Below are 13,155 nucleotides of genomic sequence, written 5' to 3'. Positions count from 1 at the left end.
GTTCGTTCTCCGGGTTCAGGTGAGGCCAAGGCCGACCAGCGTCAGGTCAATCAGCTTGATGCCTATGAAAGGCAGCAGCACGCCGCCCAGGCCATAGACGAGCAGGTTGCGGCGCAGCAGCACATCCGCGCCCAGCGGCCGGTAAGCCACCCCGCGCAGCGCCAGCGGGATCAGCGCCACAATGATCAGGGCGTTGAAGATCACGGCCGACAACACGGCGGAATTCGGCGTCGCCAGCCCCATCACGTTCAGTACGTTAAGTTCCGGGTAAGTGGCGGCAAAAGCAGCCGGGATGATGGCGAAGTACTTGGCCAGGTCGTTGGCGATACTGAACGTGGTCAGTGAACCGCGCGTCATCAGCATCTGCTTGCCGATTTCCACCACTTCAATCAGCTTGGTGGGGTTGGAATCGAGGTCGACCATGTTCCCCGCTTCCTTGGCGGCCTGGGTGCCGCTGTTCATCGCCACCGCGACGTCGGCCTGCGCCAGCGCCGGGGCGTCGTTGGTGCCGTCACCGGTCATGGCCACCATTTGCCCTTGTTGCTGGAAGTCGCGGATCATCTTCAGCTTGGCTTCCGGCGTCGCTTCGGCCAGGAAATCATCCACTCCGGCTTCGGCGGCGATGGCGGCGGCGGTGAGGCGGTTGTCGCCGGTAATCATCACTGTCTTGATGCCCATGCGCCGCAGTTCCGCGAAGCGTTCCTTGATGCCGCCCTTGACGATGTCCTTTAACTCAATGACCCCCAGCGCGCGGGAACCATCAGCGACCACCAGCGGTGTACTGCCGCGCCTGGCCACATCGTCCACCATACGGGACACCTCCGCCGGCAGGGCGGAGCCTTGCAGGATCAGGTGTTGACGGATGGCATCGACCGCACCTTTACGTATCTGGCGGTGCAGGACATTGACGCCGCTCATGCGGGTCTGCGCCGAGAACGGGACGAATGTCGCGCCAATGGCATGGATATCACGTTCGCGCAGGTTAAACAGTTTCTTGGCCAGGATAACGATGCTGCGGCCTTCCGGGGTTTCATCGGCCAGGGAGGACAGCTGCGCCACATCCGCCAGTTCCTCTTCGGTCACGCCGGGCGCCGGAAAGAAGTCGGAGGCCTGACGGTTGCCGAGGGTGATGGTGCCGGTCTTGTCCAGCAGCAGTACGTTGACGTCACCCGCCGCTTCGACGGCGCGGCCGGAGGTGGCGATGACATTCGCCCCCAGCATGCGGCTCATGCCCGCCACACCAATGGCCGACAACAAGCCGCCGATGGTGGTGGGGATGAGGCAGACCAGCAGCGCCACCAGCACCGTCATCGACACCACCTGTCCGTGTCCGGCGTCTGTGACGGCGTAGTACGAGAACGGCAGCAGGGTGACGGTGGCGAGCAGCAGCACCAGCGTCAGTGCAATCAGCAGGATGGTCAGGGCGATCTCGTTCGGGGTTTTGCGGCGGCTCGCGCCTTCCACCATGGCAATCATGCGGTCGAGGAAAGTTTCGCCGGGATTGACGGTGCAGCGGATCACCAGCCAGTCCGACAGCACGCGGGTGCCGCCGGTGACGGAGGAAAAGTCGCCGCCGGACTCGCGGATTACCGGCGCGGATTCACCGGTAATGGCGCTTTCATCCACCGAGGCCACGCCTTCAATCACTTCACCGTCACAGGGAATGATTTCCCCGGCATCCACCTGCACCACGATGTCCTTGCGCAACTCATCACCGGGCACCGTGTACCAGGTGGAGCCGTGTTTCGGCTCATGCAGACGCTTGGCCCAGACGGTGCCTTTCAAACCGCGCAGGCTGGCGGCCTGGGCCTTGCTGCGGCCTTCCGCCAGCGCTTCGGCAAAGTTGGCGAACAATACCGTAAACCACAGCCAGATGGCGTTGGCGGCGATGAAGCCGCTGGAGGCGTCGCCTTCGGCTGTGAGGCTGTGCACCCATAACGCGGTGGTCAGCAGGCTGCCGATATAGACCACGAACATGACCGGATTGCGAAACTGCACGCGTGGCGACAGCTTGGCGAAAGAAGCATAAACGGCCTGCCGCAGCAGGGCCTTGTCGAATAGGGGAAGACTGGATTGGCTCATGGCGGGTACTCCTTAAAGACTGCGGGAGATGGTCACAACAAAGCGACCGTCACAAAGCCCGCCGTCACAATCCACCTCGTCGATATCAGAGCCGATGATGGCGCCCTCGATGCCGAAACCACCGACCGTCTTCGCCACTGCCAGCTTGTAATCCATGTAGGAGTCATTGCTGTTGGCCGGATTCAGGGCCAGCGCACGGGTCATCATGGCGGGGCTGTCAAAACGGTTGAGGCCCAGGGAACCGGAAACCGTCACTCCGCCGACGTCCGCGCCATACCCGGCGTAGACATACAGGTAGGCATCGGACTGCTGGTAGTAGTCAGGGCTGTAGTTCAGACCGAGTTTGCCGCCCAGCCCGCTGATGGAAGCGTAAATCTCGTTGTAATCGGGGTTGAAGCCGTTACTGGCTTTATTGGCGCCGGGATAGTTGTAGCGCATGACCCCCAGGTCATAACCCATATCCCCGGACTTGCCGGTATACCCTAGCAGCGAATCCAGTTCCTGGCCGCCGGCGGCGCTGGCGATGCTGGATGCCCAGAACGACAGATAAGCGCCGGAGGCATGATTGATCGTCATCGCCCCTTGTACGGCGGCATTGTTGGACGTTTGCGACACCCCCCGGAACAGGTAGTCAGAAGTTAAGGCGACGCTGGCCGAAGTTGTGATGGCGGAATCGGCGGCCTGGGCGGATGCGGAACACATGACAGCACCGGCCAGCAGCATTGCGATTCCAGGAATTGAGCTTTTCATGATTTACACTCCAAATTATGGTGATCCGGGGCCCGGAAGGGCCTCCGGATATTTCAGCGAATGCCGTGCAACTGCAGATGATCGACAATGGGGCCCAGCGCCAGCGCGGGCAGATAGGTCAGTGCGCCGATCAGCAGCACCACACCCACCAGCAGGCCGACAAACAAGGGGCCGTGCGTAGGCAGCGAACCGGCCGACACCGGGACATACTTCTTGGCGGCCAGCGACCCGGCCAGTGCCAGCACCGGCAGGATGACGCCGAAGCGGCCGACGAACATGGCCACGGCCAGCAACAGGTTGTAATAAGGCGTGTTGGCGGACAGCCCGGCAAAGGCGCTGCCGTTGTTGTTGGCCGCGGAAGACAGCGCATACAGCACTTCCGAGAAGCCATGCGCGCCATGGTTGAGCATGCCTGCCAGACCCGGCTCGACCAGTACACTCAGCGCGGTACCGGTCAGCACCAGCAAGGGCGTCACCAGAATAATCAGCGCCACCATCTTCATGTCGAAGGCTTCGATTTTCTTGCCCAGGTATTCCGGGGTGCGGCCGATCATCAGCCCGGCGACGAACACAGCCAGCACTGCCAGCGCCAGCATGCCGTACAGGCCGGAACCGGTGCCGCCGAACACCACTTCACCCAACTGCATCATCAGGGTCGGCACCATGCCGCCCAACGGGGTCAGTGAATCGTGCATGGCGTTGACCGCCCCGCACGAGGCCGCCGTGGTGATGGTGGCGAACAGTGAACTGGCGGCGATGCCGAAACGCACTTCCTTGCCTTCCATATTGCCACCCGATTGCAGCAACCCGGCCTGCTGATCCACGCCCAACGGGGTGAACAGCGGATTGCCCTGTTGCTCGGCGGAGGTCAATGCCACAGCGCCCAGCACGAAGATCAGCGTCATGGCGGCGAGGACAGCCCAGCCCTGACGACGGTCGCCGGTCATGTTGCCGAAGGTGAAGCACAGCGCGGCCGGAATGACGAAGATCGACAGCATTTGCAGGAAGTTGGTCAGCTCGCTCGGGTTTTCGAAGGGATGGGCGGAGTTGGCGTTGAAAAAACCGCCGCCGTTGGTGCCCAGCATCTTGATGGCTTCCTGTGAAGCCACCGGTCCCATCGCCAGCGTTTGTGCATGGCCTTCCAGCGTGGTGTAACTCACGTAAGGGTCAAAATTCTGGATGACGCCCTGCGAGACCAGCACCAGCGCAAAGACCAGGGAAACGGGCAACAGCACGTACAAAGTGATGCGGGTGACATCCACCCAGAAATTGCCTACACCCGGCTGTTGACGACGGGCGAAACCGCGAATCAGCGCAAAGGCGACAGCAATGCCGGTCGCGGCGGACAGGAAGTTCTGCACCGTCAGCGCCATCATTTGCGTCAGGTAGCTCATGGTCGTTTCACCGGCATAACCCTGCCAGTTGGTGTTGCTGACAAAGCTGACGGCGGTGTTGAGCGCGGAATCCCAGGTGAGGTTGCCGAATTGCTGCGGGTTAAGCGGCAGGGCGGCCTGAGCCATCTGCACGGCAAACACCGCCAGGATGCCCAGGACGTTGAAGACCAGCACCGCCCCGGCATACTGTTTCCAGGTCATGTCCGCCTGCGGCGCTACACCGGCGGTGCGGTACAGAAGACCTTCAGCCGCCCCAATCACCCGTGGCCGCCAGCCGGCATCCGCCACCTTGACCAGATAGCGCCCCAAGGGCAAGGCCAGCATCAACAACGTCAGTAGAAAAATAAGGAGCAAGCCCCAGGACATAGCTGTCATCACAGATCCTCCGCGTGGAAAAGGGCGTAAAGCAGATAGCCGAACAGGAGGGCCGACGTGATGCCGCCCAGCCAGTAGAAGTAAGTCATTTTCAGGTCACCCCGTGGTTAACAGGCGCTGCCGGGTGGCAGCCATGGGGTAACTGTAGAAGTCGGGGTGTAAAAAGGGTGCAAAAATTGATACCGGTCAGAGATCGCTATTTTTAGAAAATTTTTACAGGAAGGTGGTTAATCTCGGCGCATCGATCACAACAAGCAGAGGTTTGAAATGAACCGCACGATCCGGTCGCAATCCCGTTCCCCGGTGCGAGCCGACAGATCCCGACCGTATTCCGCCAGATCCACCCGCAATTCCCCCCTTGCCGCAGGCATGTCTTCACAAATCAAAACCACGTTCATGACGCCGGGACTAATTACACCGACGTCCACAGGCAATCAACAATCAGTTCATTCCCTGGCCAGTCCGAACACTTGCCCGGTCGCCCATGAACTGTTGATGACCATCACTCTTGAGCCGGGCCTGGTCACACCGCTTCAACAACTGCTGAAGGGGACCTGCGGCGATCAGGCCGCGTTCATTCGCGCAGAGCCGGTCGCCCGCTCCGAGAAAATCCAGGTGCTCCTCAGCCTGAAAAAAACCATCATCGATTCGATCATGCATACTGTCATGTGTGGTCTGCCCAGCGCCGAATTCGGCCGAATCACGCAAGCCTGACCGGATGATCATCACTATGGTTTCCAAAACTGCGACTCCATTCTTTGGCGGCATCTGGGTGCCATTGGTCACACCGTACCGGGAAGGAGCGGTTGACCTTGATACAGTGCAATGCTTGGCCGCACGTATGGCAGACAAGGGCGTACACGGTCTGGTTGCCTGCGGCACAACCGGGGAAGCCGCACTGCTGGACGATGACGAACAGACCGCTGTATTGCGGGCCGTACAGGAAGCCGTTGGCGGACGCTGCCCGGTGATCATGGGTATCAGTGGCAGCGACACGAGGGCAATGACCAAAAGAGTGGCGTATCTGGACCATTTTGGCGTTGACGGCTTTCTGATTTCGCCGCCTGCCTATGTCCGCCCGTCTCAGCAAGGAGTCATCCTGCACTTTCAGGCGCTGGCGGCGGCGACCACTCGCCCCATCATTCTTTATGACATTCCCGCCAGAACAGGCGTAGCGATGGACTTGGCGACGGTAGCCACGCTGGCGGCGAACCCACAGTTTGTCGCCATCAAGAAGTGCGGTGGCATTGATCATTCGTCGGTGACCGATCTGCTCAGCCGAACCCCGTTGACGGTGTTGTCCGGTGATGACGCCTCACTCTTCGAGATGCTTCGGCTGGGTGGTCATGGCGCGATTGCGGCGGCAGCCCATATTCGACCTGATTTGTTTGTACAGGTGTTTGATCTGGTGCAAGAAGGGGAAATCGGGCAAGCCCGATTGATCTTCAACGCCTTGCTGCCTTTAATCCGGTCGTTGTTCAGCGAGCCGAATCCCGGTCCTGTTAAAGCCGCACTGGCCATGCAGGGTCTCATCCGGGAAGAATTACGCCTGCCCATGCTGCCGATGTCCTTGGAAAACAGGGCAAAACTGGCGGTGGTGCTGGAGCGGGTGATGGCTGTGACACCGGAAGTCCGGTATCCGGATCGTAATCAGCGGTTATTTCCGGAATATGTAAGGGTCACATAACCCCCCTGCGACAACATGTCGCATTCCCCCCGAATGGCCGCACCCTTAAGATATACAGCATCAATTAACCTCAACCTTGGTGCTGTATGCGCGCTCTCGTTTCCGCCACTATCATTCCTTCCCTTTTTCTGGCTGCCTGTGGCGGCTCCTCGGACTCCAACAGCACGGCTGTCGTAACCACCACCCAAGCCGTGAGCATCCAGTTTGCCGCACAGGCCAATGGCGCTGACATCACCTGTGCCAGCAACATCGCCGCCATCAGCGCGGGCAACCCCGCCATGACGCTCAAGGACCTGCGCTACTATGTTTCCGATGTGCGCCTGATCAATAACAAAGGTGAAGAAGTGGCGGTCAAGCTGGACCAGAACCCAGTCAACCCCAACCAATACCTGAATGTGGCCATGCTGGATTTTGAAAACGGCCTGAACAGTTGCGCGGGCGGCTCGGCTGAAACGAATACCACCATCACCGGTAAAGTTCCGTCAGGCACCTACACCGGCCTGATGTTTACCGTCGGTGTGCCGGTTAGCGCCGTTGATGCCGACGGCAAGACCGTCTCGCTCAACCACAGCGATTACGCCACCGCACCGGCTCCGCTGGACTCACAGGCGCTGGCCTGGAGCTGGCAGTCCGGCCGCAAGTTCCTCAAGCTGGAAGTCAATCCCGTGGGCGGCGTCACCAAGCCCGACACCACGGTGGCGCCGACATTCAACGTGCATCTGGGCTCCACCGGTTGCACCGGCAACCCGGCGGGTGGCGAGGCGGTGACCTGCACCAAGCCCAACCGCATGAGCGTTCGACTGACCTCCTTCAACATCGCCACCCAGAAGGCGGCCCTGGACCTGAACGGCCTGCTGGGTAACTCAAACCTGACCAAGGACGAGGGCGGCCCGGTTGGCTGCATGTCAGGCGCTGATGCTGAGTGCACGCCCATCTTTACGGCCATGCAGATCGATCAGGCGAACGGCCAGCCAATCAATCTGGGAACGTCACAGACTGTCTTCAAGGCTGTCGCCAAATAAGCCTTAAACGGTCATCATGTAGCACCCGGGCCGTCAGCGACGGCCCGGCGCATTTCAACTTCACCAAGGAGGATGCGCCCAGCATGCTGCGCCATATCGCCCGAATGCTGTTACCCGGCTTGCTGGGCTTCGGCCTTTCAGCCTGCAACACCGGAACCACCACCACCGACCCCTCCCTGACGGCATCGGGCTGGACCTGGAGTCTTCCGGCTTTCTTCCCGACCCCAAAGGTTCCCGAGAACAACCCGCTGACCGCTGACAAGGTGGAACTGGGCCGTCACCTGTTTTATGAAAAGCGCCTGTCCGGCAACGGCACGCAGTCTTGCGGCTCCTGCCACCTGCAGGCCAAAGCCTTTACGGACGGCCGCCGGGTCGCCATCGGCTCCACCGGCGATCTTCATCCGCGCAACTCGCAACCGTTGCACAACGTCGTCTACAACGCCACCCTGACTTGGGCCAACCCGGCGCTGACGCGGCTGGAGCAACAGATGCTGGTGCCGCTGTTCGGGGAAAGCCCGGTGGAAATGGGTATCAATGACAGCAACAAGGCCACCGTGCTGGACCGCATCAAGGCGGATGCTGCCTATGCCGCGAGGTTTCGCGCGGTATGGCCTGCCGATGCGGACCCTGTCACCTACGAACATGTGATCCAGGCCATTGCCTCCTTCCAGCGCACGCTGATTTCCGGCAATTCCCGCTATGACCAGTATCTCCGCCGCGAAACCGTGCTGACCCCCGGGGAGGAGCGTGGCATGCAGCTGTTCAACGGCGAACAGGCAGAATGCTTCCATTGCCATGGCAGCTTCAATTTCAATGACCAGATAGTCCACGCAGGCAGCCGCGTGGTGGAAACGCCGTTCCACAACACCGGGCTGTTCAATATCGGCGGCACGGGGGAATTTCCGTTTCCCAACCGCGGGGTCTTCGAGACCAGCGGCAAGCCGGAAGACATGGGCAAGTTCCGCGCCGCAAGCCTGCGCAACATTGCCCTGACCGCGCCCTACATGCATGACGGCTCCTTGGCCACGCTGGAAGAAGTGCTGGATTTCTATGCCGCCGGGGGCCGCAACATCACCAGCGGCCCCGAGGCTGGAGACGGCCGCCGTAACCCGCACAAGAGCGACCTGATCGGCCTCATCAAGCTGACCAACCAGGACAAGGCTGACATCATTGCCTTCCTCAAGACCCTGACCGACGAGCAGTTTATCCATGACCCGCGATTTGCCGACCCCTTTGCTGCGCCTTGATTGGCTGTGCCTGTTGCTGGCCTTGGGCAGCGTGACCGCACAGGCCCATGAGACCGCACCGGATGCCGGTCATTCCTTCACCCCGATCCTGACCGTGGGCGCGCGCTATCTAGATTCCGATCTGCCTTGGCCGGGTGCGCGGCTGCCGGGCGTGCTGGAAAGCGGCAGTCAGGCGGCCTGGAAACAGGGGCTGGCAGAGGAATATGCCGATATCGGTGTGCAGGCGGACTGGCGGCAGTGGCGGGCGATGCTGAAGGGCTCCTGGCACGGACCCGATGGCGGCAATGACTTTTCGATTGAGCAAGCGTGGGTGCAGCGGAGTGTTGCAGCGGGTGAGGACCGGGAACTGGCGGTCCGCGCCGGTCGTTCACAGGTTCCGTTTGGCCTGCTGAACCGCGAACACGCCCACAACCATGATTTCGGTCTGGCTCCATTGGTCTACAGGGCCGCAATTGGCGAAGGCTGGCGGGATGACGGATTAAATGCCCGCCTGGATTGGGAATCCGGTTGGTTTGCGGGCGGCGGTCTCTACGCCGGTGACAGTTTCCCCGGTGCATCCGCATCCGGCCCCGGAGCCGCGCTGTTACAAGGCGGCTGGGAACAGGACGATGCCAAACTCATGGTCAGCTTCGCCCGGCTGGAAGCGGACGGACGCCCGACCAAAAGCACCAGCCTGATTGGACATTCACACGGGCAGAGCGTTTGCCATGCCCCCGTGGCCAATGAAGTCTGTCTGGAAGGACGCAGTGAGCTGGCGTCCCTGGCAGGGGTCTGGACCTCCCGGCAATGGCCGGTGTCGCTGGATGGCGAGGCCTGGATCAAGCGGGAAACCGGCGATTTGTTCAGCACCAATGGCAATGCCGAATATAAGGGAACCGTTGAAGGCGGTTGGGTTACCGCCCACTGGACATTCTGTACCGGCTGGCAAGCCATGCTGCGGGGGGAGGGCATGAGCGCCAATCATCGCCTGAACGGCCCCGGGTCGGCGCTGGTGGCGAATGAAGCGGGACTCGGTAATGCTGACAACACCCTGACCCGGGTCGGCCTGGGCTTGAACTGGCGGCCGGATTCCGTCCAGCGGATCAGTCTGGAGGTGCATCAGGAAGATACCGGCGCTGCCAAGGCCAACCTGATTTTTCTGACCCGCTACCAGGTGGATTTGGGGGGTTGGTTGTCCAAGCGGAAAATGCCGTAGGTCAAGCCGGGGTGCGACAACATGTCACATCCCAGACCTTCCCAGTGGCCTATAGAATGCGTCTCATTCACAACCGCATCGGAGACCTGCCGCCATGATTCGCCCCGTATTTTCCCTCACCATCCTGAGTTACGCCCTGCTTCACGCCGGGGCCGCCTTTGCCCACGCCAGTTTTGTCACCTCCACCGGCACGGCCGGTAAAAGCATGGTGGCCACGCTGAATGTGCCGCATGGCTGCGAGGACGCCAATGCCAAGCAATATGATTCCTACAAGGTGGAAATCAGCATTCCCGCCGAGTTCGGCGGCGTTCGTCCCATGAGCGCGGTGTTTGGCAAGGCCGGTGTTCTGAAGGATGGCAATGGCAACGTCACCAAGCTGGTCTGGACCAAGACCGACAGCGATATCCTGGCCGATGACAGCCAGCTTTACCAATTCACCTTCCGCGGCACCATGCCGGGCACCGCCTTCAAGTCCGTAGCCTTTACCACGGTCCAGTACTGCCGCGACGGCTCCGGCAATGAACTGACCCAGACCTGGTCCGGCGCCGACGCACCGACCCTCCGCACCGTACCCGGCCGCACCCCCGGCTGGAACAAGTACATTACCCCGGTCGCCCTGGATTTGACGGGCGCCGACAAAAGCTTCCTGAGCGACGCGCAGATCGTCTGGTCAGGTAAATCCGCCTGGAGCATCAACCCGCTGACGCTGGGACTGATCCAGAAGAAGGGCCTGGAACTCAAGCAGGTTCCCGCCAACACCGAAATCCTGGTCAAGTACTAAGGCGGGGCGGTCATGATCCGACTAATGATACTGGCGGTGGCGGGCATTGCCTTGTCCGGTTGTTTCTGGGACGACAATGCCGACACTCCCCAGAACACAACTACACCTCCTGCGGTGGCAACTCCACTGGATACCTTGACACCCGGGGCCGATGTTGCCGCGCTGGATACACCGCCTGCCGGGGATGTACTTCCGGCAGACCTGCAACCGCCGCAATAGCAACACAGGGCATGAATGCCTGCCGGTGCAGGCATTCATGCTGTGAGATAATGACCTGGATTCAGGTTTTTATACTTCAGGGGAACTTCCATGAACCGCCATCAACTTTCCGTTGCCCTGATCTTGATGTCCGGACTGCATGCGGGGACGGCCCTGGCCCATGCCAAGCTGATGCAAAGCTATCCCGCCGCCCATGCGGTAGTTGATGCTCCCGCAGCCGTTTCGGTCAGCTTCAACGAAGCCCTGGAACCCGCCTTCTCGCAACTGACCGTACTGGACTCGCAAGGAGTCCGTGTTGCCACTGAAAAAGCCGGCGTGGACGAAGCCACCCATAAAACCCTGAGTGTTCCTGTGCCAAAACTGGCCCCGGGCAGCTATACGGTGAAATGGGCTGTGGTCTCCGTTGACGGTCATCGCATCAAAGGCCAGTACACCTTCGGCGTGAAATGAACTTTCCCGATGTGGAAACCGCCAGAACCATTTGCATCTGGCTGATGGACCTGTCGCTGGCCTTGCTGGCGGGAAGCGGAATCCTCTATGTCAAAGCCAAACACCTGCGCTTGCGAAAGCTTGCCATTGCCGGGCTCATGCTTTTGGCGGTGATGATTCCGGTTTACTTGCTGGCGACAGCGGCATTGTTCACCGACCAGCCCTTACCGAATGCCATAGGCCAGATTCCGCTGGTGCTGACGCACTCCCAGACCGGGCGGTTGGTTTGGCCGTTGATCGCGGGCTGGCTGCTCATGATCATGGCGGTCTCCGGACGCATTTCCCGGATTGCGGCCGTGGTTGCGGCATTAAGCGGCTTTGTCCTGGCCGCCTGGGCGCGTGCGGCAAGCGGACATGCCGGAGACAGCGGCTTGTACACGGCAGCCGTCATGATCCACACCCTGCATATTGTGGCCGCCTGCAGCTGGTCAGGCTTGCTGGTGGCGTACCTGACGCTTGGCAACAAGGCGGCTTTAGCCAATCATGGCGAAGTAATTCGCTACCTTTCGGAAATGGCTTTGTTATGCCTGCTGACGGTGATGTTTACCGGACTGGCGGATGTGCTGCGGATAGTTGAGGCTTCCGGAAAGACATCGTTCCTCACCTCTGTCTATGCGGCAGACCTGGGTGTGAAACTGCTGCTGGCAGCAGGTGCGGCCGGTTTGGGAGGATTGAACCGGTTTCTGGTGATGCCGGGGGTAGGGGCGTCGTCCAAGCTTCAGAATCGCTTCATGTTGATTGCCCTGCTGGAAGCCGTCTTGCTGGGGCTGGTGATGCTGTTGGGCGTGCAACTGGGCAGCACCCCCCCCCCGGCAAATAGCCTGCTATGATCCAAGCAGGCTTTGGTTACTTACGAATCAAGACCAATCTGAAGTCACCGAAATCCTTGCCCAATATCATTTTTATTGGGAAAACTGAAATCATCAAGCCACAAATAAGCCCTATCGGTCCGGCAATCATTTGAATGGTTGAAAGTGATACTCCCATGGCCCCCAATATAGCACCAAGAATGCCGCCTATAATTCCGCCAATTATCATGGCTGCAATAATGGCAATCAAATTTCGCCATAAATATGCCCACCAAATGCGAAAAACCCTACCCCATGTTATTTCCACTTCCATATCCATCTCCAAATAAGCCACACAACAGCCTGACAATCATCAGTGGTTTAACCCGGCTGTTATCTTCGCGTTTCCACGCCAGATACACAATCCCCCCACAGTCTTCTCCAGCCACTCTGTCAGGTTATTGCTGCTGGTAGCGGGTGCGGCCGGTTGGGGATTGTACCGGTTTCTGGTGTGCTGCCGGGCGACACTGGCCAGCATCATGCCTGGTGAATAGCCTGACTGTAACCCTAAGGATAGAAGGGACTGAATATTGCATCCGTCCTTACCCGGTGCCATGATGAAAACCGACATCAATAATGCGAGGAGCTTCATCATGGACCGTCGGGAATTATTGGCGGGCGGCGCTGCCGCCCTGGCATCACTGGCGCTGAGTAAAACTGCCACAGCGGCTGAGGCCGGTAGCCACGAACACCACCATCATGACATGGGACCGCAGACAGCTGGTCTGGCGACCGCTGCAGCCGATTGCGTGCAAACCGGCCAGATTTGCCTCAACCATTGTCTGGTGCTGCTGAACCAGGGTGACAAGAGCATGGCGGCTTGCGCCCGGTCGGTCATGGAGTTGCTGTCGGTGTGCGGCGCGCTGCAAAGCCTGGCTAACGCAAAGTCAAAATACCTGCCGCTAATGGCGAAACTTGCCTTGGAGACATGCAGGGACTGCGGTGAGGAGTGCAAGAAATTTGCGGAAAAACATGCGGAATGCAAAGCCTGCATGGAGAGTTGCGAGGCTTGTGTCCGGGAGTGCCGGAAGTTCGCTGCTTGAAGTCTCGGTTGGGCTGTTGGTTT

General features: G+C 60.0%; 15 protein-coding genes. 10 read left to right on the top strand and 5 right to left on the bottom strand.

Annotation, left to right across the window (positions count from 1 at the left end; genetic code table 11):
- Positions 1–15 precede the first annotated feature (15 nt).
- The 4 genes from kdpB to kdpF are packed head-to-tail and all read right to left on the bottom strand — an operon-like array spanning position 16 to position 4,690.
- Entirely contained in the window at positions 16–2,082 is a 2,067-nt protein-coding gene (gene kdpB, locus Q7T36_RS00140) for a potassium-transporting ATPase subunit KdpB (protein WP_304842728.1), read from the bottom strand.
- A 12-nt stretch (positions 2,083–2,094) separates the two neighbouring features.
- Entirely contained in the window at positions 2,095–2,832 is a 738-nt protein-coding gene (locus Q7T36_RS00135) for a TorF family putative porin (RefSeq protein ID WP_304842726.1), read from the bottom strand.
- Between the two features lie 53 nt (positions 2,833–2,885).
- Positions 2,886–4,601 carry a potassium-transporting ATPase subunit KdpA gene (kdpA, locus tag Q7T36_RS00130; protein ID WP_304842724.1) on the bottom strand — a complete coding sequence of 572 codons (1,716 nt, stop codon included), beginning with the start codon at positions 4,599–4,601 and terminating at the stop codon, positions 2,886–2,888.
- On the bottom strand, positions 4,601–4,690 hold the full coding sequence (gene kdpF / locus Q7T36_RS00125) for a K(+)-transporting ATPase subunit F (RefSeq protein WP_304842722.1): 90 nt from the start codon (positions 4,688–4,690) through the stop codon (positions 4,601–4,603). The genes kdpA and kdpF overlap by 1 nt, the downstream gene beginning before the upstream one ends.
- A gap of 178 nt (positions 4,691–4,868) precedes the next feature.
- Here kdpF and Q7T36_RS00120 point away from each other — a divergent pair, with 178 nt between their 5' ends.
- From Q7T36_RS00120 to Q7T36_RS00080, 9 genes are all read left to right on the top strand, one after another.
- Positions 4,869–5,315, top strand: a complete 447-nt coding sequence (locus tag Q7T36_RS00120; protein ID WP_304842719.1) for a hypothetical protein — start codon at positions 4,869–4,871, stop codon at positions 5,313–5,315.
- Between the two features lie 4 nt (positions 5,316–5,319).
- Positions 5,320–6,288, top strand: a complete 969-nt coding sequence (gene dapA, locus Q7T36_RS00115; RefSeq protein ID WP_370690005.1) for a 4-hydroxy-tetrahydrodipicolinate synthase — start codon at positions 5,320–5,322, stop codon at positions 6,286–6,288.
- A gap of 86 nt (positions 6,289–6,374) precedes the next feature.
- Complete coding sequence (locus Q7T36_RS00110) at positions 6,375–7,310, top strand: MbnP family copper-binding protein (protein ID WP_304842716.1); 936 nt, start codon at positions 6,375–6,377, stop codon at positions 7,308–7,310.
- An 83-nt stretch (positions 7,311–7,393) separates the two neighbouring features.
- Positions 7,394–8,557, top strand: a complete 1,164-nt coding sequence (locus Q7T36_RS00105; protein WP_304842714.1) for a methanobactin export MATE transporter MbnM — start codon at positions 7,394–7,396, stop codon at positions 8,555–8,557.
- The gene (locus Q7T36_RS00100) at positions 8,520–9,752 is read left to right on the top strand and encodes a hypothetical protein (protein ID WP_304842712.1); all 1,233 of its coding nucleotides are present in this window, start codon (positions 8,520–8,522) and stop codon (positions 9,750–9,752) included. The genes Q7T36_RS00105 and Q7T36_RS00100 overlap by 38 nt, the downstream gene beginning before the upstream one ends.
- Before the next feature lie 94 nt (positions 9,753–9,846).
- Complete coding sequence (locus Q7T36_RS00095; protein ID WP_304842710.1) at positions 9,847–10,533, top strand: DUF1775 domain-containing protein; 687 nt, start codon at positions 9,847–9,849, stop codon at positions 10,531–10,533.
- Between the two features lie 12 nt (positions 10,534–10,545).
- Entirely contained in the window at positions 10,546–10,752 is a 207-nt protein-coding gene (locus Q7T36_RS00090; protein ID WP_304842708.1) for a hypothetical protein, read from the top strand.
- Between the two features lie 90 nt (positions 10,753–10,842).
- Positions 10,843–11,202, top strand: a complete 360-nt coding sequence (copC, locus tag Q7T36_RS00085) for a copper homeostasis periplasmic binding protein CopC (RefSeq protein ID WP_304842707.1) — start codon at positions 10,843–10,845, stop codon at positions 11,200–11,202.
- On the top strand, positions 11,199–12,071 hold the full coding sequence (locus Q7T36_RS00080; RefSeq protein WP_304842705.1) for a CopD family protein: 873 nt from the start codon (positions 11,199–11,201) through the stop codon (positions 12,069–12,071). The genes copC and Q7T36_RS00080 overlap by 4 nt, the downstream gene beginning before the upstream one ends.
- Before the next feature lie 16 nt (positions 12,072–12,087).
- Here the strand turns inward: Q7T36_RS00080 and Q7T36_RS00075 are convergent, their stop codons facing one another.
- The gene (locus tag Q7T36_RS00075; RefSeq protein ID WP_304842702.1) at positions 12,088–12,363 is read right to left on the bottom strand and encodes a hypothetical protein; all 276 of its coding nucleotides are present in this window, start codon (positions 12,361–12,363) and stop codon (positions 12,088–12,090) included.
- 319 nt (positions 12,364–12,682) lie between these two features.
- Here Q7T36_RS00075 and Q7T36_RS00070 point away from each other — a divergent pair, with 319 nt between their 5' ends.
- The gene (locus Q7T36_RS00070) at positions 12,683–13,132 is read left to right on the top strand and encodes a four-helix bundle copper-binding protein (RefSeq protein WP_304842700.1); all 450 of its coding nucleotides are present in this window, start codon (positions 12,683–12,685) and stop codon (positions 13,130–13,132) included.
- Positions 13,133–13,155: the final 23 nt, after the last annotated feature.

It is taken from the genome of Fluviicoccus sp. (assembly GCF_030646115.1).
In the GTDB taxonomy this organism is placed as follows: domain Bacteria; phylum Pseudomonadota; class Gammaproteobacteria; order Pseudomonadales; family Moraxellaceae; genus Fluviicoccus.
This window is presented reverse-complemented; position numbering and strand designations above follow the sequence as displayed.